This is a genomic window from Tenacibaculum sp., from assembly GCF_050290165.1.
Classification (GTDB): Bacteria; Bacteroidota; Bacteroidia; order Flavobacteriales; family Flavobacteriaceae; genus Polaribacter.
This window is the reverse complement of the sequence record NZ_JBNKHD010000004.1, coordinates 70,152-91,472: the sequence shown is the minus strand read 5'-3', so window position 1 is coordinate 91,472 and position 21,321 is coordinate 70,152. Positions and strand designations below refer to the sequence as shown.

The following is a 21,321-nucleotide window of genomic DNA, read 5'->3' as shown; positions in this document are numbered from 1 at the left end:
GCCTATATATGTTCTAACTCAGGATATTCATTCCATTCTTCACCATCTAACAATCTTCCATTTGCTTTTTTACTTCTTTTTATATTATCAGCGCCCCAAGTTCCCCATTGTTTAAAGAAAAATGCAACATTTTGTTGTAAACATTGATTTTTAATGTTTATTGCCCAGCTTTTTTTCATTGGCCTTGCTTTGTTTCCACTTTCACCTCCAACAATTGCCCAATGAATATCTCTGAGATTAAGTTCTCCCAAATCTTCTAATAATGGTTCTAAAGAAAGAAAACGGATAGAAGCATCTATATTTCTTAAAACATCAATCCTATGTTTTGTTTTTTTATTTTCTACAGACACCCCTAACCAAACATTCCTTGGTGCTCTTTTATTTTTAAAATAATCTGCTAAAATATCTTCTCTTTTGGTTAAAATTTGGTATTCATGTCTTGGTGTTTGCTCCATTACCTCAAACACTTTGTCTAAATATTCAAAAGGCATCTTCTCATGAAATAAATCACTCATAGAATTTACAAAAAAACGCGTTGGTTTCTTAATTTTTAAAGGTTGATCTAGTCTTTCTGGCATTAATGAAAACTCAAATCCATTATCATATCCAGGTGTTCCCATTGCTTTTAACCTAATAGACATTGTCTCAGCATAACAGTTCTTACACCCTGCTGAAACCTTTGTACAACCTGTACTAGGGTTCCATGTTGCTTCTGTCCATTCTATATTTGTTTTTTTCATTTCAAAAGGATATTGTCATCTAACTTATGAATGTTTGACAAGACTAATTTTAAGTCTTTATTTACCTTCCCTGATTTTTTTAACTCTTTAAGTAAACTATTTGCATGACTTGGTAAACAACCATAATTGAATGTGTAAATGTAAACTTCTTTTAGAGTTTTTAATTTATTTTCTTGAATTAAATCTTTTAATTCCTTCTCAAAATATTGTAGTTTTTTTGCTCTTGTATCCGAATTAAATAAATCAAAAGTATCTCCCTCTAGTATTGCTTCATCTATATTAAAATTTGCTTCTCCTGCATTTCCGTCTTGCTTCCATGCTAGTTTTAAAAATTTTTCAATTCCAAGTAAGTTATGAGTTCCAAATATTAATCCATAAACATTATTTGAGTTTTGTTTTTGTAAAGAAAAAGGAGCTAAGTATAGTTCCTTCCCTTCAGGGATCATATTCTTAAAATATTCAAAAACCACTCTATGACACTGATAAGGTTTTGTCAAATCAAAATCTTTTTTACTTATTTGAATGTATTTTTTAAATTCATATAGTTCTGAAAATCTTTTTATAAAATGTGATGAAATGAAAAAAAGAAAATCAGTTCTTTTTAAATAAGATAATTTATAAAAAATATCTTTTGTTACAAACTTAACGCCATACTGATCAATAAACATAAAACGAGGTAAACCACTCCTTCCGTTAATTAGCATAGATGGATACAATCTATTAAAAAGTTCTGTAAAATTTTCTTGTTTGATTTCTATACTAAATTTATAGTTATTTAAGTTGATACTCTCCTTCAATCTTTTAATTTTATCGGGTGCATAATCATTAAAAAGAACCTTTAATCTAAAACCTTTACTATAAATTACCTCATTATAATTTGATATTTCTTTAAGAATTATCAGAGGACTACCAGGGTTTCCTTCCTTATCATAACCTTCTCCTGCAAAAAAATCGTAAATAAAAATATCTTTCCACCAAATTTTTTTAGATTTTAAAAAAACTGGTAACCATTCTTTTAAATATTCTTGTAAAAGAAGAAGTTTAACTTGAGTTGCATCATCAAACTTTTCAGCATGAATATCAGTCATAGTAAATTTTTCCTTTAAAAATAGGAAAAATTGTGTATATCAAAAACTTACAATAAAAAAATCCCGCAACGTAGTTGCGGGATTTTTTGTCTTTATTCTTTAGATTCTATAAACTAGTATCTATAGTGTTCTGGCTTAAATGGTCCTTCAACAGTTACACCAATATATTTCGCTTGGTCTTCGCGTAACTCTGTTAACTCAACACCAATTTTAGCTAAGTGTAATTTTGCTACTTTTTCATCTAAATGCTTTGGTAACATATACACTTCGTTCTTATACGCTTCTGAATTCTTCCATAATTCGATTTGCGCTAATGTTTGGTTGGTAAATGAATTAGACATTACAAAACTTGGGTGACCTGTAGCACAACCTAAGTTTACTAAACGTCCTTCAGCTAATACAATAATGTCATTACCTTTAATGGTGTATTTATCAACTTGTGGTTTGATTTCAACTTTAGTATCTCCGTAGTTTCCATTTAACCAAGCCATATCGATCTCATTATCAAAGTGACCGATGTTACAAACGATAGTTTTATCTTTCATTGCCTCGAAGTGCTCTGGACGAACGATATCTTTGTTTCCTGTAGTAGTAATTACGATATCAGCATTTCCAACAACAGTTTCTAATTTCTTCACTTCAAAACCATCCATTGCAGCTTGTAACGCACAAATTGGATCAATTTCAGTAACAGTAACAATGCTTCCTGCTCCCTTAAATGAAGCTGCGGTACCTTTACCTACATCACCATAACCACAAACCACTACTCTTTTACCTGCTAACATTACATCTGTAGCACGACGAATCGCATCTACTGCTGATTCTTTACATCCGTATTTGTTATCAAACTTCGATTTTGTAACCGAATCGTTTACGTTAATTGCAGGCATTGGTAAAGTTCCATTCTTAACACGCTCGTATAAACGGTGTACTCCAGTAGTTGTTTCTTCTGATAAACCTTTAATACCATCAGCTAATTCAGGATATTTATCTAATACCATGTTGGTTAAATCCCCACCATCATCTAAAATCATGTTTAATGGCTTACGATCTTCACCAAAGAACAACGTTTGCTCGATACACCAATCAAACTCTTCTTCGTTCATTCCTTTCCAAGCATAAACAGGAGTACCTGCAGCAGCAATTGCCGCAGCAGCTTGATCTTGAGTAGAGAAAATATTACAAGAACTCCAAGTAACCTCAGCACCTAAAGCTTGTAATGTTTCAATTAAAACCGCAGTTTGAATCGTCATGTGTAAACATCCTGCAATTCTTGCTCCTTTTAAAGGTTGCTCCTCTTTGTACTCTTCACGTAAACTCATTAACCCAGGCATTTCTGCCTCTGCCAATTCAATCTCTTTTCTTCCCCAATCGGCTAAAGAAATATCTTTAACTTTGTAAGGAACATATGTAACGGTTTTTGTGCTCATATTTTTGTATATTTATATATCTTATTTTGAGTCGCAAAATTACGAAATAACTTTCTAAAATATGCCTCTTTACAAAACATTAACGGTTAACGAACACGCTAAAGCACTGATTTGGAAGATTGATGAACCTTTTGAAGAACTTTCGAAAGGGATAATTCTTACCGATGAAAATCAGCAACGTGTTAACAACATGAAGTCCGATTTACATCAAAGAGGCTTTTTAAGTGTACGTCATTTGTTAAAAGAATTTGGGTATACCGATAACGATTTGGTATACGATGAGTATGGAAAACCGCATTTAAGAGATGGTAATTTTATTTCAATAACGCATTCGTATATTTTTTCTGCGGTTATTGTTTCAACCCAGCAACCAGTGGGGATAGACATTGAAATGCAGCGTGACAAAATTGTGAAAATTGCCCATAAGTTCACTCCTATTGAAGAATACAAATCAATCGCTAATCACGAAGCTTTGGTAAGTAAATTAACTATTGTTTGGGGCGCTAAAGAAAGTTTGTATAAAATCTACGGAAAGAAAAAACTACTCTTTTTAGAAAATATTTATATCGAAGATTTCTCTTTTGATACAAATGAAACTACGGGTAAAATCTTGTACGAAGGGGAGACTTCTGACTACGATATTCGCTTCTTAGAAATGGAAGGGTTTACCTGTGTGTATGCCTATTAAAGAACAATTCCTTTAAAACAGCTTAAACAATTTTGAAACTTTGTAACTTTGTTTCTTTTCAACAAAAAAGAACGATGAAAATCTCTGTAGAACTTACCCTAAGTCCGCTTCAAAACGAATTTGAAGAACCTATTATCAACTTCATTAAAAAGTTACGTGCTTCTGGTTTAACGGTACTTGAAAACCCGTTAAGTACCCAAGTATATGGTGACTATGACACCGTAATGAATTTGATTACTTCTGAGTTAAAAAATACGTTTGAATTAATAGACAACGGATTGCTATTTATGAAAATTGTAAAAACGGATCGTAGCGATTATGAACCAACTTTTTGATTTCCTTTTTGGTCAATATGCAGACTACAACCCTATTGATATTTGGCTAGAAATTATTGCGGTAATTTTTGGTTTTTTATCGGTTTGGTATTCTAAACAGAATAAAATTTGGGTTTTCCCTACGGGAATGATTAGTACCGCAATTTTTGTTTACTTATTACTTAAATGGGGCTTGTTGGGCGACATGATGATTAACGGTTACTACTTTATTATGAGTGTATACGGCTGGTATATTTGGACACGTAAAGTAGATGCAACGCATGTAACACCAATAGCAAGAACTACAGCCAAAGAGAAAAAAATTAGTGTATTCATATTTTTGGCAACCCTGTTGTTTGTATACATTGTTTACACAAGTTTTGATAAATGGAATAGCTGGACAGCATATGTTGACACAGTTACCACTGCCATATTTTTTGTTGGAATGTGGTTGATGGCGAAACGAAAAATAGAAAACTGGGTGTACTGGATTATTGGAGATATTATTTCAGTTCCCTTATACTTTTATAAAGGTTTTACCTTTACCAGTTTTCAATATTTAATTTTTACCTTTATTGCAATAGCAGGATATATAGCATGGAGAAAACACTTAAACAACAACCTATCAACCTTATAAAGGTAGTATTATTCGGTCCAGAAAGTACAGGAAAAACAACGCTTTCTGGTCAATTAGCACGTCATTACAATACGGTTTGGACTCCAGAATACGCGCGAGAGTATTTACAAGACAAGTGGAATAACGAACGTAAAACCTGCGAGCAAAGTGATTTGATTCCAATTGCTAAAGGACAAATTGGCTTAGAAAACGAATTGGCAAAAAAAGCCGATAAGGTATTGATTTGTGATACCGATTTGTTAGAAACCAAAGTGTATTCTGAAGAATATTATGGTGGTTTTGTAGATCCTAAACTAGATGAAGCTGCTGTTGAAAATAGCTACGACATGTATTTTTTAACCTACATCGATACACCTTGGGAGGAAGATGATTTACGTGACAGACCCGAACAACGTTTAGAAATGTTCCAAGCTTTTGAAAATGCGTTAAAAAAATACAACAGACCGTATGTGTTGTTAAAAGGAGATAAAGAAACACGCTTACGAAAAGCAGTAGCAGTAATTGACGAATTGCTGTCTAAAAAAGAAAACTTATACTCTTTTTCCGACACCCTTACCGATGTAGACATGCATTTTATGCATCAATCACCCGATGCTCCCAATTACGATTTGTAAGCATCGCTAAACGTCATTCCGAACGACGAAGGAGGAGGAATCTCATCAATAAGAGTAACATCTGTTCTTTAAAACTCCTAACACCAAACTTTAAGATTTCTCACTTCCGTTCCTCTACAGTTCGAAATGACGTGTGAATTGTCATTAATGTGACATTTATTTATACATGTAACCTCGAACGTATGTGAGAGGTCTCTATGTTAGCCCCTTCGTACCTCCTTCGTAATGACGAGTTGCATCATTGCGAGCGTTGGCGAAGCAATCTGTTTATCGAGAAAAAGATAACCACGTCGTAAACACTCCTCGTTATGACGAACCTAAAAACATACCATCCCTTCATTACTACTATCGCTAAACGTCATTCCGAACGACGAAGGAGGAGGAATCTCATTAACAAGAGTAACTTCTGTTCTTTAAAACTCCTAACGCCAAACTTTAAGATTTCTCAGTCGTAACCTCCTTCGAAATGACAGCTATTAATTATTATAACTTGACATAAACAATCTTAAACTTCATTTCGACCAAAGAGAGAAACCGCAAGGTTCAGCGGGGCTAAATCTCATCAAGCGGAGTAACTTCTATTATCAAGGAACCTTTACAAACAGCTGTAGATTCCCTATATTTGAGGTACTCATTGAAAATCATGAACAAAGAACAACTATTAAAAGAACTCAATTTTAAAGCCGTACGAAGCTCTGGTGCGGGCGGACAACATGTAAACAAAGTATCCTCTAAAGTAGAACTAACCTTTACTATTGAAAATTCTGAAGGGCTCACTGATGAAGAAAAAGAACTGCTTTTTAAAAACTTAGAAAACAGATTGTCTAAAGACAATACATTAACTCTAAACTCTCAAGAAAGTCGCTCGCAACACCGCAATAAAGAACTCGTTATTGAACGCTTTTTTAACTTAATAGAACAAGCCTTAGTTATACCTAAAGTACGAAAGGCTACCAAACCTAAAAAAGCAGCGGTTGCCAAACGTTTAGACGAAAAAAAACAACAGGCTGAAAAAAAAGAAAACCGAAAAAAAATTCGGTTTTAGGGTTATAAAATTATTAATATGCTATAATTAAAAATAGTAACTACAAGAAACTTTACTACTACTTTTCATAAGAGTGTTGTTAGGTGTAGTTTTTAGCTCTTTAATCCTATGTCAATACCTTTAATTTTTCTATATAATTCAGTCGCATAGATGTCAGTCATTCCAGAAAGATAATCAACAATACCCATTACCTTATCATAATTCGATTCGCTTTCTGTTCTATATTGTTTAGGAATTAATCTTAATGCTTTTTTATCAGACTTATCTTTTTTGTTTTTTAAGATTGGATGGACAAAATGATTTAATAATTCATACATCACATTATAACCTGCATTTTCAATTTCCACAACCGACCTTTCATTATATATATGCTCAACAGAAAAGTCTACAATTTCTTGAACCGCCCCACAACCCTCTGATATCAACTCAAATAAGGATGTTTCATGCTTACCATTAACTATATCCTCTAGGTTTGACTTGTATACTTCAAATGCCTTAAATATTAAACTATTTATTGATTTAGCTCTTAAATAACTGATGCGTTCATTTTTGTCTTTAATCGTAGCTAAAGTTTTGTCCATCTTATCAACATCTTCTATCCCCAAACAACGAATTAAATTATCTAATAAACTTTCGCAATGAGAAGTTCCAATAATTTTTAGTCTTTGTGCATCTTCCAAATCAATAATATTGTAGCATATATCATCTGCTGCCTCAACTAACCAAACAAAAGGATGCCTAAAATAGGACAAATCAGAGACTGAATTATCTTTTTTCATCCCAGTATTCAATGCTATTTCTATGAATGTATTTTTTTCTGATTGTAAAAATCCAAACTTTTTTCTATGAGTAAACCCTCCATTTTGAGCAATCGATTCACAAGGGTATTTAGCTATTGCAGCTAATGTTGAGTAAGTAAGTCTTAAACCTCCTTTTGACTTTCCATTTAACTGCTGTGTTAATACTCTAATTGAGTTTGCGTTACCTTCAAAATTGATTAAGTCGTAATATTCTTTTTCACCAAATTTTGCCTTAAGTTCTTTTTTGTTTTTTTTGAAAAAACTTACCATAGCATCTTCTCCAGAATGTCCGAAAGCAGGATTTCCTATATCGTGACACAGACAAGCAGATGCTAATACGTTTTTCAAATGATTTCTGTAAAATGTTTTACTGTCGGAATTCAATTCATCCTGATAGTTTTCGTAAATGTATTTGCCAACAAGAGAACCTAGTGAACGACCTACTGAAGAAACTTCTAAAGAATGTGTTAGTCTGTTATGTACAAAAACGCTTCCTGGTAATGGAAATACTTGTGTTTTATTTTGAAGTCTTCTAAATGCCGAAGAGAATACTATTCTATCGTAATCTCTTTGATAACCAGAACGAGGGTCGTTTTGGTCATCTTTATGGTCAACACCTGTTCTTTTTGAGGAATAAAGATTATTTAAATTCATCTGTTGGTTGGTTTAAATTGCATCTAGCAATCTCGAATATGAGTAGTTACGTAGTTTAACAGTTAACTTAGCAAGTACACACCAAACTGAAAATCCTCGCGAATTTTCAGAAGTAGGTGAGAACAAACTATTACTTATTGCCATTGTTACCTTTGGTTCTTATTCTGTTTTAGATATCAATTTTTCAATTATTTCTAAAATTTTGTCTTTATCAAAACCTGCTTTTTGTAATTCAGAAACAGTATTTTTCAATTCATCCAATACTTTAGATTTTTCATTCAATACATTCGCTTCGAATTCTTTTTCTTGTAATTCAATTAGTTTTTCAGCAATTTTTTGAAAAAGCTCAATTTCTTCTTTTGGAACATCATTGTACAAGCTTTCGTTTAGTCTATAAAGAATGCTTCTTGAAAGATTTAGAGAAGAAGATTTAGAAGTTAGCTGTTCAACATTATTAGTCAAAGATGTTAATAATTGTGCTTCGGCTTTGACAGCAGGTTCACTACCACTTTCAATATCCGCTTTAGCTTTTGCAGTTAATGTTCTTACAAATTCTCTGGCTACATCTGGTTGTTCTTCTGCCAAATATTTCACATCATAATCATTCTCTCCACCTGTTTTCTTTATCACATTAGAAACCCCCATTCTCATACTCCCATCAAAAAAATAAGCTCCACTTGAAAGATTAGTCTTGGTATTCTTGTCTTTACCTATTCCAGTAGCCTCACTAAATCCTTTTGGCGCAATGTAAGCAGCTGTTACTCCAGTTTTAACTTTTGCTGTGTTTTTAGTTGAATAGCATCCTGTTAGTACTATCGCTGAAATTAAAAAGAGTAGTTTGTTTTTCATATTTAATTGATTTTACAATCTCTCGTAAACCTAAAAAAACTCCACCATACATTCTTACGGAATCCCATAAGCTCAAATATTTAAGTCATAAAAGTTGTTTTATTAATCATTAATGTAGTTTAAATCAAGTGCAACAAAGGCCTTATAAAAAAGAAAAGACGCTCCTAAAAAGAAGCGCCTTTTAAAAAAATGTGTAATCTTTATTTTTTACAACGGAATATTCCCATGTTTTCTATTCGGTCGTTCTACTTTTTTACCTTCTAACATGGCAAAGGCTTTAATCAATTTTCTACGGGTTTCCTCTGGTAAAATTACCTCATCTATGAATCCGCGTGCTGCTGCTCGGTATGGGTTTGCAAACTTATCAGCATACTCCGCTTCTTTTTCGGCTAGTTTCGCCTCGTGATCCTCAGCTTCAGCAATTTCTTTTTTAAAGATAATTTCACTCGCTCCTTTGGCTCCCATTACCGCAATTTCTGCACTAGGCCATGCAAAGTTCATATCAGCTCCAATATGTTTTGAGTTCATTACGTCATACGCTCCACCATAAGCTTTACGGGTAATCACACTTACTCTTGGCACTGTAGCTTCACTCAACGCATACAATAATTTCGCTCCGTTGGTAATAATGGCGTTCCACTCTTGGTCGGTTCCTGGTAAGAATCCTGGTACATCTACCAATACCAACAACGGAATATTAAAACAATCACAAAAACGCGTAAATCGTGCTGCCTTTTTAGAACTGTTTACATCCAAACATCCCGCTAAACTCATCGGTTGGTTGGCAACAATTCCTACGCTTCTTCCTCCTAAACGAGCAAATCCAACTACAATATTATCGGCATAATCTTTATGAATTTCAAAAAACGAATCAGCATCTGCAATACCGTCAATTACCGCTCGCATATCATACGGTTTGTTGGCATTATCAGGAACGATATTAGCTAACTCTTCACGGAATTCATCCCCTAATTCAAACGGTAATTTTTGGGTAGTTTCTTGATTATTCTGAGGCATATAACTCAACAAGGTTTTAATGTCCTCCAAACATTGTACATCGTTCGCAGCCGTTAAATGCGTTACTCCCGATTTGGTAGAGTGTGCACTCGCACCACCCAATTCTTCCGAAGTAACTTCTTCATTGGTTACCGTTTTTACCACGTTAGGTCCTGTTACAAACATATAACTCGAATTCTCTACCATGATGGTAAAATCGGTCATCGCTGGTGAATACACCGCACCTCCGGCACAAGGTCCCATAATCGCAGAAATTTGCGGTATTACTCCCGATGCTTGTACATTACGATAAAAAATATCGGCATAACCACCTAATGAACGCACTCCTTCTTGAATACGAGCTCCCCCCGAGTCATTCAACCCAATTAAAGGAGCTCCTACCTTCACTGCCAAATCCATAATTTTACAAATTTTTTCGGCATGCGTTTCTGATAATGATCCTCCAAACACGGTAAAATCTTGTGCAAACACGTACACCAAACGTCCGTTTACAGTTCCATATCCGGTTACCACACCATCACCATAAAACTGTTGATTTTCCATTCCGAAATCGGTTGTTCTGTGTGTTACCAGAATTCCTACTTCTTCAAAAGAACCTTCGTCTAGTAAATAATCAATACGTTCTCTGGCTGTTAATTTTCCTTTTTGATGATGACGATCGATACGCTTTTGTCCACCTCCTAATTTCGCCTCAGTTATTTTATGTTGTAATTCTTCTATTTTAGATTTCATGTATATTCTTTTTTTGGGCGTTCCCTTCGGTCGGGCTTTACGCTATATCTTTTTTGTGGGTCATTGCAAAGCAACTAATTATTTGCTGTGGCAATCTCTTAAATTGATGAGATTACTTCGTTTCACTCGTAATGACGGATTTACTAACACAAAAAAGGATGCCGCTTTAATCCCTAACGCAAATCATTTATTATAATTAACAGGTTTTTAAAATACGTTGCTCTTTTAAATACTGTTGTAAAGCAACTTGTGCTGCAATTTTTGCTTCTGCTTTAAAGCCCGCTTCTAACAATTCAGGGGTATAGTATTTTTTTACAAAATGGGTGTCAAAATTTCCTGAAGTAAAGGCTTCGTGCTCACATACAAACTTTCCAAAAGGCAAGGTTGTTTCAATTCCCTTCACTTTATATCCGCTAATGGCTTGTTTCATCAATTCAATGGCTTCTTCACGAGTATCTCCATAAGTAATTAACTTCGCAATCATCGGATCGTAATAAATAGGGATTTCCATTCCTTCTTCAAAACCATCATCTACTCGAATATTTGCTCCTTTTGGATGCTGATACACTTCCAACACACCAATACTCGGCGCAAAATTGTCTAACGGATCTTCTGCATATACACGTAATTCTAATGCATGTCCGTTAATTTGTAAGTCTTTTTGAGTGAATGATAATTCTTCTCCTCTCGCTATTTTTATCTGCTGTTCTACCAAGTCTACTCCCGTAATCATTTCGGTAACTGGGTGTTCAACTTGCAAGCGCGTGTTCATTTCTAAAAAGTAGAAATTCTTGTTTTCATCTAATAAAAACTCTACGGTTCCCGCACCTAAATAATCACAAGCTTTGGCTACTCTTACCGCAGCTTCTCCCATCTTTTCACGAATTTCTGGAGTTAACACACTTGATGGCGCTTCTTCTACCACTTTTTGATGACGACGTTGCACCGAACATTCACGCTCAAATAAATGCACTACATTACCATGGGCATCTGCCAATACCTGAATTTCAATATGGCGTGGTGAGCCCACATATTTTTCAATAAATACAGAACCATCACCAAAAGCTGATTCCGCCTCTGAAATAGCACGTTGCATTTGTTCTTTAATATCTGCTTCTTTTTCTACGACACGCATTCCTTTTCCTCCACCACCTGCCGATGCTTTGATTAAGATTGGATAACCTATTTCCTTCGCTACTTTTGAAGCATACTCTACATCGGTTACTGCTTCGTCAATACCAGGAACCATTGGAATGTCATAGGCTTTTACAGCATCTTTTGCTGCCAGCTTACTTCCCATCACCTTGATGGCATGTGTTTTTGGTCCTATAAATACAATTCCTGCCTTAGCTACAGCTTCGCCAAACTCAGCGTTTTCACTTAAAAATCCGTATCCAGGATGAATTCCGTCAACATCCAACTCCTTGGCTACTTCAATAATTTTATCTCCCAATAAATAGGATTGATTCGAAGGTGCTGGTCCTATACATACTGCCTCATCAGCAAAAGTTACATGTGGTGAATTTCTATCTGCTTCAGAAAAAACAGCTACGGTTTTAATTCCCATTTTTTTCGCGGTACGCATCACGCGCAACGCAATTTCTCCTCTATTGGCTATTAATATCTTCTTCATATTACTCCATTTCTATTAAAACTGTGTTCTTTTCTACTTTATCTCCTGATTGCACTGCTACTGATTTCACCATTCCGTCTCTAGGTGCTTGCAAAGTATTCTCCATTTTCATGGCTTCTAACACTAAAATTCCGTCTCCTTCTTTTACTTCTTGACCAACTTCAACATCTACAGAAACAATTAACCCTGGCATAGGTGCCTTGATATCGTTTTCTTTTTTCTCTGTTGCAACCTCTAAACCTAGCTCATCAATTAACATATCTAGTTCGTCAGAAATATTTACTTCATACGAATTTCCGTTGATTTGAATGGTATATGTTTTTTTATTGAAATTTGCTTGAAGAATAGTAGCTTGATACGATTCATTACCCTCAAGTACGTGGTAATTATTTTTTGATTTTTCAACTACGTCTAGTGCTTTTATCTGCGCTTCAGTAAAATCAAAATCATGCGTTTTATTAACGCTCGTTTTAAAAGATTTGCTCATAAACAATTGATATTTTCAGCACTAAAATATTAAAATTACATGGAACGGATGGGGAAACTCGTAAATTAATCAGGATGTTTTTACTGGTACACCATGACTAGCGACATATGGTACAAAATCATTAAAAATTAGTTTTACTTAATAGCGCAATAGCATCGTTATTTTAAAAATCTGTTTTACCTTTGCCCTGTTCTCACAAAGGGGTGCCAAAATATCGGCTGAGATCATACCCAACGAACCTAGAACAGGTAATGCTGTTTAGGGATTTTATCGTCATTGCGAAGTAATTTGGAAAATTACTGTGGTAATCTGTTTATTGATGAAAAGATTACTTTGTCCTAAACTCCTCGTAATGACAAATTTTAATTATTCAATTTTTAACTAAAGAATAACTACCTCTTTTTATTCGATTTTGTTTTTTATAAAATGAGACCGATGTCTTTCAAACAACAATCACAATCAATAAATGATGCAGAATGTTATTTTGCTAAAAACAGCTTAAAAACAAGTCTGAAAAAAATTATGTTTGGCTATCGCCCTGCTATAAAGAAAGTGAAGATAGTAGCTTTTTTACTCATAGCATTCACAACCTTAGCAGCAAGTGCGCAAACACTTACTTTATCAGGTAAAGTGATTGATGGAAATCAAGAACCATTAATTGGTGCTACCGTTACTGTTACCAATCAAAACAAGGGAACTTCTACCGATGTTAACGGTGAGTTTAAATTGAATTTAACCAAAGGAACCTATTTTGTTGAGGTTTCTTATGTGGGGTTTAAAACGACCTCACAAGAAGTTGACCTTATCAACAATCAACAAATTACTTTTCAGTTAATTTCTAATGAAACAGTGTTAGATGAAGTGTTAGTTTCTGCCGTTCGTGTAAAAGCTGATGCACCTGTAACGCATTCAAATCTTACCAAAAAGGAAATTGAAAAACGTAATTTAGGACAAGATATTCCTGTACTGTTGAACTATTTACCTTCGGTTATTTCATCTTCTGATGCTGGCGCTGGTGTTGGTTACACCTATATTCGTGTACGTGGTTCGGATGCTTCTCGTGTAAATGTTACTATTAACGGAATTCCTTATAACGATGCAGAAAGTCAAGGAACTTTTTGGGTAAATATGGGAGATTTTGCTTCATCTACTCAAAGCTTACAATTACAACGTGGTGTAGGTACTTCTACTAATGGATCAGGAGCTTTTGGTGCTAGTTTAAATATTTTAACAGATGCTACCTCAGAAGAAGCTGGTGGAGAAATTTCAAATGCTTTTGGTTCATACGGAACAAGAAAACATACTGTAAAATTCACCACAGGAAAACTAAACGATTATTTTGAATTTGCGGGACGACTATCTAACATTTATTCTGATGGATATGTTGACAGAGCTTTTACTGATTTAAAATCCTATTTTTTACAAGGTAGCTATACTGATAATAACACCTTGATTAAAGCTTTAGCTTTTGGAGGAAAAGAGAAAACATATCAAGCTTGGTACGGGTTAACCGCTGAAGAGTTAAAAGAAGACCGCCGTCAAAATCCGTACACCTACGATAATGAAACAGATAACTATTGGCAAGATCACTACCAATTACATTGGAATGAGAAATTATCTGAGAATTGGTCAATAAACCTTGGGGTGAATTACACTAAAGGTAAAGGATATTTTGAACAATTTAAAGAAGATAGTGCCGTATCAAAATATAATGGTATTGTTGAAGCTACTGGAACTGACTGGTATGGTTCTCCTGCTACAGATTTAATTGTTCGCCGTTGGTTAGATAATGACTTTTATGTAGCTAATATTAATGTTACTTATAAAATCAAAAAGTTTGAGTTAATATCAGGTGCTTCATATAGTAACTACACTGGAGATCATTTTGGCGAGGTTATTTGGGCTAAAGAATTTGCAGATGGAGCTAACATTAGAGATCGCTATTATTTTAGTGATGCTAAAAAGAATGATTTTAGTGTTTTTTCTAAGGCAACATTTAATGTTTTAGATAACCTAAAAGCTTTTATTGATTTACAAGGTAGATTTATCGATTACCAAACTAACGGGTTAACTTCTGACAGAAATCCTTTAAACATTGATACCTCTTTTAGCTTCTTTAATCCTAAGTTAGGTGTTACTTATACTATCAATAAAGAAAATAGTATATATGCATCGTATGCTCGTGCTAACAGAGAGCCTAATCGTGATGACTTCCAAAATGGTACTAACGTAAAACACGAAACTTTAGATGATTTTGAATTGGGGTGGCGTTTACAAAATAAAACAGTTCAGTTGAATACTAATATCTACTACATGTTATACGACAATCAATTAATTCAAACTGGTGGATTAAATGATGTAGGGGAATACTTACGAAAAAACGTTAAAGACAGTTATCGTCTAGGAATAGAAATTGATGCCAACTTTAATGTTTCAGACAAGTTTAGTATTAATCAAAACCTAACGGTAAGTAGCAATAAAATCAAGAATTTTATTTTAGACCGTGATGGGGTTCAACGTAATATTAGCACTACGAATATTGCTTTTTCTCCTAACATTATTGCTAGTAATGCTTTGGTTTACAAACCAGCAAAAGGACTGCAGTTAGCTTTACTGACTAAGTTTGTAGGCGAACAATATTTGAGTAATACTGATACTGAAGCTTCAAAGTTAGATAGCTATTACATAAGTGATTTTAATGTTAGTTATGAACTTGAAATGAATAAAATTTTCAAGTCAATTGTATTTACTGGACTGGTTAACAACTTATTTAATAAAGAATATGTAGACAGAGGATACACATATTTAGATTACTGGACAGGACCAGCTTCTTTTGAAGTACAAGGTTACTACCCACAAGCTACTAGAAACTTTTTAGTCGGTGCAACGTTAAAATTTTAAGTGGGAAAATGCTAGAAAAACAAAAACCGAGACACTTGTCTCGGTTTTTTTATGTTTGAACTTACTCTTTGTTTTTTTCTTTCCATTCTAGATAACCTCCAACAATGTTATAGGGTTGAAATCCCTTTTCTAACAACATTTCAGAAGCTAGTCTACTTCTACCTCCAGAACGACAATAAATATATACTGGTTGATCTTTATCTAGCTTCTCTAATGCATTTTTCTCAAAATTACCAGCAGTTATGTCTATTTTAATTGAATTTTCAATAGCTCCCTCTTCCCATTCTTTAGGAGTACGAACATCTAGCAACTGTACCTTATCTTCATTTGCTAAGACCACCTTTAAATCTTCCACCGTAATGTTTTTCACCTCTTTGGCTTGTGGCTTACATGCCATTACCATGGTCAAAAATAGTCCTATTAAAAAAACACTTTTCTTCATCTTACTTATTTTAAAGTTGATGGGCACACTTCATCAGTTCTAGGAATATCCGTTTCTTTGATAGCTTTATATCCACCTGTTACATCAATCACATTATGATAGCCTCTTGCTTTTAAGATAGAGGATGCTATTACCGAACGATATCCTCCTGCACAATGTACATAAAAATCTTCTTTCGTCGGAAATTCCTCAATATGCTCGTTTAAAAAATCTAACGGTGTACTTGGTGCTTTTATTATATGCTCACTAGCATATTCTCCTGGTCTACGAACATCAAAAACAGGGGCATTATTTTTTATCGCTTTGGATAAATCTTCTGCAGAAACTGAACGCAATGTATCAATTTCTTTTCCTGCTTCTTTCCAACTATTAAAACTTCCTTCTAAATACCCTAAAACATTATCAAAACCTACACGTGATAAACGTGTAATAGTCGTTTCTTCTTCTCCTACAGGAGTTACCAATAAAATAGGTTGTGTCACATCTTTAATCAATGCTCCTACCCATGGGGCAAAAGTACCTCCTAAACCAATAAAAATTGATTGAGGTATAAAACCTTGGATAAACTCTGATTGGTGACGTACATCTAATATTAACGCGTCCGTTTCGTTGGCTATCTTTTCAAAATCAGCTACAGATAAGGCTTTAGCTCCGCTTTTGATCACTTCATCAATTGGTTGATATCCCTCTTTATTCATTTTCACATTTAGAGGGAAATACTCAGGTGGAGGTAATAATCCGTCTGTAACTTCTTTAATAAACTCTTCTTTGGTCATATTCGCGCGAAGTGCATAATTGGTTTTCTTTTGCTCTCCAATAGTACCTACCGTTTCTTTACTTAAATTCTTACCACACGCCGAACCTGCCCCATGAGCTGGATACACAATTACTTCATCTTCTAAAGTCATTATTTTTGTGCGTAAGCTATCATATAACAATCCTGCTAACTCTTCTTGTGTTAAGTTTGTCGCTTTTTGTGCCAAATCTGGACTACCAACATCTCCTAAAAACAAGGTATCTCCACTAAAAATCGCATGGTTTTTACCATTTTCATCTTTTAGTAAAAACGATGCACTCTCCATAGTGTGTCCAGGAGTATGTAACACTGTTATCGTTATGTTTCCTAAGGTAAACACTTCACCGTCTGTAGCTATATGAGCTTCGTAATTGGTTTTTGCTGTAGGTCCGTATACAATAGTTGCTCCTGTTTTTTCAGCAAGGGTAACATGACCACTTACAAAATCGGCATGAAAGTGAGTTTCAAAAATATATTTGATTTTAGCGCCATCTTTTTCAGCTCTGTTTATATATGGAGCTACCTCACGCAATGGATCAATAATTGCTACTTCTCCTTCACTTTCAATATAGTAGGCTCCTTGTGCTAAACAACCTGTATAAATTTGCTCTATTTTCATAATATTAAATTATTTATACGCTTGATGTATGTATTGTGCGTATTTCTTTTGATTTTGATTATCTCCTGTTTTAAAAAAATTTACGGCGCCATTGGCACGCATAAAAAAATGATCTAAGCTTACTACTTCTAATAAACCTCCTCTAAAAAACGCATCTCTTACAGGACCTTTAACTCCCGCAAAATAAAACTGTACTTTATGTTTGTTGTAATAACGAATGCGTTCTTTTAATATCTCTATTCCTGTACTATCTACCCTATTAATACTTTCTGCATCTAGTACTATTAGTTTTAGTGCTTTCCCTTTTTCTTCTGCCATTTCATCCAGTTTATCACGAAAATAATTGGAATTGGCATAAAACAACTGCGCATCAAAACGGAACACTAAAATTTCATCGTCTATAATAACTTCTTTAAACCTATTTTTATTACGATAAAAATCAGAATTTGGTACTTTTCCTAGTTCGGTAACATACGGTCTTGATGTTCTAAAAATTAAAACGACTAATGATAAACCTACGCCTATTAAAATCCCATACTCTATTCCAAAAATAATAGTCGCTAAAAAAGTCGCTAATAACAACCAGAAATCTAGATTATTAGCTTTCCACAACCTTCTTGCTTCTCGTACATTTATCAAATTAAACACTGCTACTATAATAATGGCTGATAAAATGGCTTTTGGTAAGTGATAAAAAACGGGAGTTAAAAAAAGTAATGTAAAAACTACCAAAATAGCAGAAACAATTGCTGAAACTCCTGTAGTTCCTCCTGATTCTTGATTAATTGCCGAACGTGAAAAACTCGATGCTGATGGGTAGGTTTGAAATAAAGATCCTGCAATATTACTCAACCCTAACGCTACTAACTCTTGATTTGGTCTTATCCTATAATCATCTTGTTTCGCCTCCAAGGTTTTACCTATAGATATGGTTTCTAAATATCCTACCATTACCAAGGTAGCTGCGATAGGCATTAACTCTCGTATCAAAGCTATATCAATAACTGGCATTGAAAATTTAGGTAAACCCGAAGGAATATCTTTTACAATAGCCACATCTGAAAGTTGTGTCCCAAAAAGACGTATGGTTATAATTCCTAATGCCACTACTATTAATGCATTTGGAATCTTTCTATTAATTTTCCTAAAAACTATAATGATAACACAAGCAAGTAAGCCTATAATTGTTGTATGGATTTTGAAATACTTTATTCTTTCAAAAATATCTTCCAATAAAATGTGAATCTGGTCACTTTGTAAAAACTCAACTCCAAATAAATTTCTAAATTGATTCAATCCAATAATCAAAGCAACTGCTGATGTAAACCCAGTAATTACAGGTCTTGATAAAAAGTTTACTATAAATCCTAGACGGAAAATCCCCATTAAAAACTGCATCGAACCTACTATCAATGCCAAGAAAATAGCAATGGATATATAACTTTCTGAACCTGTTAATGCAAGTGTAGAAACCCCAGTGGCAACAATAAGCGAGTCCATGGCTACAGGACCAATAGCTACTTGACGTGACGTACCAAAAATGGCATACATAACTTGAGGCATTAACGCTGCATATAACCCATAAATTGGCGGCAAACCAGCAATTAACGCATAGGCTATACCTTGTGGTATCAGTACTATTGCTACGGTTATACCCGCTATGATATCGCCTCTTAATTGCGATTTTTTATAGTTGGGCAACCATTCTAATATTGGTATGAGTTTCTTTAATAGCTTCATTTTTTAAAAAAGCTCTCCTTGTGTGGTTCCTTTAATTCTTCCTAAATGTTTATATGCTAAATCCGTTACTTCTCTTCCTCTCGGTGTACGCATAATAAATCCCTGCTGAATTAGAAAAGGTTCATAAACTTCTTCAATAGTTTCAGCATTTTCAGCTACAGCTGTTGCTAAAGTCGTAATTCCTACAGGACCTCCTTTGAACTTATCAATAATCGTAGCTAAAATTTTGTTGTCCATTTCATCCAATCCGTGTGCATCTACATTTAATGCTTTTAAGGCATATCTGGCTATTTCAATGGTAATGGTTCCATCGCCTTTTATTTGTGCAAAATCGCGTACTCGTCGTAACAATGCATTGGCGATACGAGGCGTACCTCTACTTCTTCCTGCTATTTCTATAGCTGCTTCCATAGAAATAGGTACTTTTAAAATATAAGCACTTCGTTGTACAATGTTCGTTAACAGTTCTGTTGAATAATAATGTAGTCGGCTACTGATACCAAAACGTGCACGCATAGGTGCTGTTAACAAACCTGAACGTGTGGTGGCTCCCACCAAAGTAAAAGGTTCTAAGTTGATTTGAACTGTACGAGCATTGGGACCAGATTCAATCATAATATCGATTTTATAATCCTCCATAGCCGAATACAAATATTCTTCAACAACGGGGCTTAATCGATGGATCTCATCAATAAACAACACATCGCGTTCGTCTAAATTGGTTAATAACCCTGCTAAATCTCCTGGTTTATCTAATACAGGCCCAGAGGTAACTTTGATTCCCACTCCTAACTCATTCGCTAAAATATGAGCCAACGTGGTTTTTCCTAGCCCAGGAGGTCCGTGAAACAGTGCATGATCTAAAGCTTCTCCTCTTTGATTGGCTGCTTCAACAAAAATTTTCAAGTTATCTATTGCCTGATCTTGCCCCGTAAAGTCTTCAAACGAGAGTGGACGTAGTTTTTTTTCTACATCTAATTCTTCATTTGAATAATGGGTATTCTCAGGGTTTAAGTTTTCATTCATACTATTGCAAATATACTTGAAATAAAACGCTTGTTATGTAATAATTGTTACTTAGCCAATTTTAAATAGCTAAGATACATATTATGAAGAGTTGAAATAACTCGTAAAACAAAAAGATGAACCTAAGTCCATCTTCTTGCTTGTTTTAACTATTTAATTTACTACTAAGAAATCTCTTCTACAATAGCATTTGGTGCATTCTTTTTTACAGAAGCTGTACCTTTTTGCATGGCATCTTTACTTGAATTATTCTAAATTCTTTTCAGATTTCATAATTTTTTTAATCACAATTTCAGCCGATTTTTCTTTAAACCCTGGCTTCATTTTTGGGGCATATAAATATTTTATTAAGGCAATATCCATTTTAGAATAACTAAAACCTGTCTTTTCTTGTATGCTATCTGACTCATAAAATATACTATCTGAGTATTTATTAGAATCATTTGATAAACCTAGGCTTTGTGTTAATTCTTCTACTATAGAATGCTTTTGTTCGTTAATTGAAACTTCTGTATCAACAAAAATCAAAGCTTTATTTATTACAAAGTTTGTCAATTTAAATTCAATATAGGAGAATCCTGTATATTCATAGTTAACAGAATCTTCTATTAATTTATAAAAGTTAGGAGCCAGTTCTTTTACTTTATTTTTATCACATAAGTATAAAACAGCGGAAGCATCCTTATAATCCTCTATTATTTCAATTTTAAAGCCATCAGAAGCAATACTATTTATGGTTTTAATAGTAGAATAAATTAATTCCATTTGCTTACTTAATTCTGCTTCTTTATAAATGAAGAGATTCATCGGTTTTCTCCACTTAGTAACTCTTTCAGGATTATCAAAATACTCAGATTTAATAGCAATCTCATTAAAATAATTTATTACACTTATTTCATAATCTGTTGGTATGTATTTTTCTTCTGATTTATATACCCATGTGGAAAAAACTATTAATATTATTATTAATAAGATAATGCTTTTCTTTTTCATGTCGCAAATTTAAAACTCTAAAATAAAACTTTACAACAAATAAAAAAGCCTTCCAAAATTGGAAGGCTTTTTATTA

19 protein-coding genes and 1 pseudogene are annotated in these 21,321 nt (G+C 34.0%); 6 read left to right on the top strand and 14 right to left on the bottom strand.

Annotated features, from left to right (window positions below):
* Positions 1 to 2: 2 nt before the first annotated feature.
* The 3 genes from ACQY6M_RS05550 to ahcY all read right to left on the bottom strand — a co-directional run bounded on the left by ACQY6M_RS05550 (position 3) and on the right by ahcY (position 3,258).
* A complete protein-coding gene (locus tag ACQY6M_RS05550) occupies positions 3 to 740 on the bottom strand; it encodes a DUF5131 family protein (RefSeq protein ID WP_428741398.1) in 738 nt (245 codons plus the stop codon).
* Positions 737 to 1,828: a three-Cys-motif partner protein TcmP gene (gene tcmP, locus ACQY6M_RS05545; RefSeq protein WP_428741399.1), complete on the bottom strand. Its 1,092-nt coding sequence runs from the start codon at positions 1,826 to 1,828 to the stop codon at positions 737 to 739. The genes ACQY6M_RS05550 and tcmP overlap by 4 nt, the downstream gene beginning before the upstream one ends.
* A 113-nt stretch (positions 1,829 to 1,941) precedes the next feature.
* Positions 1,942 to 3,258 (bottom strand): adenosylhomocysteinase, encoded by a 1,317-nt coding sequence (gene ahcY, locus ACQY6M_RS05540; protein ID WP_428741400.1) that lies wholly within the window; start codon positions 3,256 to 3,258, stop codon positions 1,942 to 1,944.
* A 61-nt stretch (positions 3,259 to 3,319) separates the two neighbouring features.
* On the opposite strand from ahcY, the gene ACQY6M_RS05535 reads away from it, so the two are divergent.
* The 5 genes from ACQY6M_RS05535 to arfB all read left to right on the top strand — a co-directional run bounded on the left by ACQY6M_RS05535 (position 3,320) and on the right by arfB (position 6,556).
* Positions 3,320 to 3,946 (top strand): 4'-phosphopantetheinyl transferase family protein, encoded by a 627-nt coding sequence (locus ACQY6M_RS05535; protein WP_428741401.1) that lies wholly within the window; start codon positions 3,320 to 3,322, stop codon positions 3,944 to 3,946.
* Between the two features lie 74 nt (positions 3,947 to 4,020).
* Positions 4,021 to 4,281: a hypothetical protein gene (locus ACQY6M_RS05530; protein ID WP_428741402.1), complete on the top strand. Its 261-nt coding sequence runs from the start codon at positions 4,021 to 4,023 to the stop codon at positions 4,279 to 4,281.
* Positions 4,265 to 4,897, top strand: coding sequence for a nicotinamide riboside transporter PnuC (gene pnuC, locus ACQY6M_RS05525; RefSeq protein ID WP_428741403.1), 633 nt, complete (start codon positions 4,265 to 4,267; stop codon positions 4,895 to 4,897). Before ACQY6M_RS05530 ends, pnuC begins: the two co-directional genes overlap by 17 nt.
* A complete protein-coding gene (locus ACQY6M_RS05520; protein ID WP_428741404.1) occupies positions 4,858 to 5,511 on the top strand; it encodes an AAA family ATPase in 654 nt (217 codons plus the stop codon). The genes pnuC and ACQY6M_RS05520 overlap by 40 nt, the downstream gene beginning before the upstream one ends.
* 643 nt (positions 5,512 to 6,154) lie before the next feature.
* On the top strand, positions 6,155 to 6,556 hold the full coding sequence (gene arfB, locus ACQY6M_RS05515; protein WP_428741405.1) for an alternative ribosome rescue aminoacyl-tRNA hydrolase ArfB: 402 nt from the start codon (positions 6,155 to 6,157) through the stop codon (positions 6,554 to 6,556).
* 92 nt (positions 6,557 to 6,648) lie between these two features.
* Here the strand turns inward: arfB and dgt are convergent, their stop codons facing one another.
* The 5 genes from dgt to ACQY6M_RS05490 all read right to left on the bottom strand — a co-directional run bounded on the left by dgt (position 6,649) and on the right by ACQY6M_RS05490 (position 12,728).
* Positions 6,649 to 8,010, bottom strand: coding sequence for a dGTP triphosphohydrolase (gene dgt / locus ACQY6M_RS05510; protein WP_428741406.1), 1,362 nt, complete (start codon positions 8,008 to 8,010; stop codon positions 6,649 to 6,651).
* A 159-nt stretch (positions 8,011 to 8,169) separates the two neighbouring features.
* Positions 8,170 to 8,859, bottom strand: coding sequence for a hypothetical protein (locus ACQY6M_RS05505; RefSeq protein ID WP_428741407.1), 690 nt, complete (start codon positions 8,857 to 8,859; stop codon positions 8,170 to 8,172).
* 207 nt (positions 8,860 to 9,066) lie between these two features.
* Complete coding sequence (locus ACQY6M_RS05500; protein ID WP_428741408.1) at positions 9,067 to 10,608, bottom strand: acyl-CoA carboxylase subunit beta; 1,542 nt, start codon at positions 10,606 to 10,608, stop codon at positions 9,067 to 9,069.
* A 196-nt stretch (positions 10,609 to 10,804) separates the two neighbouring features.
* Entirely contained in the window at positions 10,805 to 12,241 is a 1,437-nt protein-coding gene (accC, locus tag ACQY6M_RS05495; protein ID WP_428741409.1) for an acetyl-CoA carboxylase biotin carboxylase subunit, read from the bottom strand.
* Position 12,242: 1 nt separating this feature from the next.
* Entirely contained in the window at positions 12,243 to 12,728 is a 486-nt protein-coding gene (locus tag ACQY6M_RS05490; protein ID WP_428741410.1) for a biotin/lipoyl-containing protein, read from the bottom strand.
* 522 nt (positions 12,729 to 13,250) lie between these two features.
* Here ACQY6M_RS05490 and ACQY6M_RS05485 point away from each other — a divergent pair.
* Positions 13,251 to 15,629: a TonB-dependent receptor gene (locus ACQY6M_RS05485; protein WP_428741658.1), complete on the top strand. Its 2,379-nt coding sequence runs from the start codon at positions 13,251 to 13,253 to the stop codon at positions 15,627 to 15,629.
* Positions 15,630 to 15,690: 61 nt separating this feature from the next.
* On the opposite strand, the gene ACQY6M_RS05480 is transcribed toward ACQY6M_RS05485, so the two are convergent.
* From ACQY6M_RS05480 to ACQY6M_RS05455, 6 genes and pseudogenes are all read right to left on the bottom strand, one after another.
* Positions 15,691 to 16,071: a rhodanese-like domain-containing protein gene (locus tag ACQY6M_RS05480; protein ID WP_428741411.1), complete on the bottom strand. Its 381-nt coding sequence runs from the start codon at positions 16,069 to 16,071 to the stop codon at positions 15,691 to 15,693.
* A 5-nt stretch (positions 16,072 to 16,076) separates the two neighbouring features.
* Positions 16,077 to 17,486, bottom strand: a complete 1,410-nt coding sequence (locus ACQY6M_RS05475) for an MBL fold metallo-hydrolase (protein WP_428744927.1) — start codon at positions 17,484 to 17,486, stop codon at positions 16,077 to 16,079.
* Positions 17,487 to 17,495: 9 nt separating this feature from the next.
* Positions 17,496 to 19,226, bottom strand: coding sequence for a SulP family inorganic anion transporter (locus tag ACQY6M_RS05470; RefSeq protein WP_428741413.1), 1,731 nt, complete (start codon positions 19,224 to 19,226; stop codon positions 17,496 to 17,498).
* A 3-nt stretch (positions 19,227 to 19,229) separates the two neighbouring features.
* Positions 19,230 to 20,252: a Holliday junction branch migration DNA helicase RuvB gene (gene ruvB, locus ACQY6M_RS05465; protein WP_428741414.1), complete on the bottom strand. Its 1,023-nt coding sequence runs from the start codon at positions 20,250 to 20,252 to the stop codon at positions 19,230 to 19,232.
* 164 nt (positions 20,253 to 20,416) lie between these two features.
* Positions 20,417 to 20,488, bottom strand: a pseudogene (locus ACQY6M_RS05460) (YegP family protein); the annotation flags it as partial.
* Between the two features lie 10 nt (positions 20,489 to 20,498).
* On the bottom strand, positions 20,499 to 21,245 hold the full coding sequence (locus tag ACQY6M_RS05455) for a DUF2927 domain-containing protein (RefSeq protein WP_428741415.1): 747 nt from the start codon (positions 21,243 to 21,245) through the stop codon (positions 20,499 to 20,501).
* Between the last annotated feature and the right edge of the window lie 76 nt (positions 21,246 to 21,321).

What these genes read in the sequence shown, in the direction of transcription:
- ACQY6M_RS05500 (WP_428741408.1), bottom strand. Translation starts at nt 10,608, where the DNA reads ATGAAATCTAAAATAGAAGAATTACAACATAAAATAACTGAGGCGAAA.
- ACQY6M_RS05475 (WP_428744927.1), bottom strand. Translation starts at nt 17,486, where the DNA reads ATGAAAATAGAGCAAATTTATACAGGTTGTTTAGCACAAGGAGCCTAC.
- ACQY6M_RS05485 (WP_428741658.1), top strand. Translation starts at nt 13,251, where the DNA reads ATGTTTGGCTATCGCCCTGCTATAAAGAAAGTGAAGATAGTAGCTTTT.
- ACQY6M_RS05470 (WP_428741413.1), bottom strand. Translation starts at nt 19,226, where the DNA reads ATGAAGCTATTAAAGAAACTCATACCAATATTAGAATGGTTGCCCAAC.
- ahcY (WP_428741400.1), bottom strand. Translation starts at nt 3,258, where the DNA reads ATGAGCACAAAAACCGTTACATATGTTCCTTACAAAGTTAAAGATATT.
- ACQY6M_RS05520 (WP_428741404.1), top strand. Translation starts at nt 4,858, where the DNA reads ATGGAGAAAACACTTAAACAACAACCTATCAACCTTATAAAGGTAGTA.
- dgt (WP_428741406.1), bottom strand. Translation starts at nt 8,010, where the DNA reads ATGAATTTAAATAATCTTTATTCCTCAAAAAGAACAGGTGTTGACCAT.
- ACQY6M_RS05530 (WP_428741402.1), top strand. Translation starts at nt 4,021, where the DNA reads ATGAAAATCTCTGTAGAACTTACCCTAAGTCCGCTTCAAAACGAATTT.
- ACQY6M_RS05550 (WP_428741398.1), bottom strand. Translation starts at nt 740, where the DNA reads ATGAAAAAAACAAATATAGAATGGACAGAAGCAACATGGAACCCTAGT.
- ACQY6M_RS05535 (WP_428741401.1), top strand. Translation starts at nt 3,320, where the DNA reads ATGCCTCTTTACAAAACATTAACGGTTAACGAACACGCTAAAGCACTG.
- ACQY6M_RS05480 (WP_428741411.1), bottom strand. Translation starts at nt 16,071, where the DNA reads ATGAAGAAAAGTGTTTTTTTAATAGGACTATTTTTGACCATGGTAATG.
- ACQY6M_RS05490 (WP_428741410.1), bottom strand. Translation starts at nt 12,728, where the DNA reads ATGAGCAAATCTTTTAAAACGAGCGTTAATAAAACGCATGATTTTGAT.
- ACQY6M_RS05505 (WP_428741407.1), bottom strand. Translation starts at nt 8,859, where the DNA reads ATGAAAAACAAACTACTCTTTTTAATTTCAGCGATAGTACTAACAGGA.
- ACQY6M_RS05455 (WP_428741415.1), bottom strand. Translation starts at nt 21,245, where the DNA reads ATGAAAAAGAAAAGCATTATCTTATTAATAATAATATTAATAGTTTTT.
- ruvB (WP_428741414.1), bottom strand. Translation starts at nt 20,252, where the DNA reads ATGAATGAAAACTTAAACCCTGAGAATACCCATTATTCAAATGAAGAA.
- accC (WP_428741409.1), bottom strand. Translation starts at nt 12,241, where the DNA reads ATGAAGAAGATATTAATAGCCAATAGAGGAGAAATTGCGTTGCGCGTG.
- pnuC (WP_428741403.1), top strand. Translation starts at nt 4,265, where the DNA reads ATGAACCAACTTTTTGATTTCCTTTTTGGTCAATATGCAGACTACAAC.
- tcmP (WP_428741399.1), bottom strand. Translation starts at nt 1,828, where the DNA reads ATGACTGATATTCATGCTGAAAAGTTTGATGATGCAACTCAAGTTAAA.
- arfB (WP_428741405.1), top strand. Translation starts at nt 6,155, where the DNA reads ATGAACAAAGAACAACTATTAAAAGAACTCAATTTTAAAGCCGTACGA.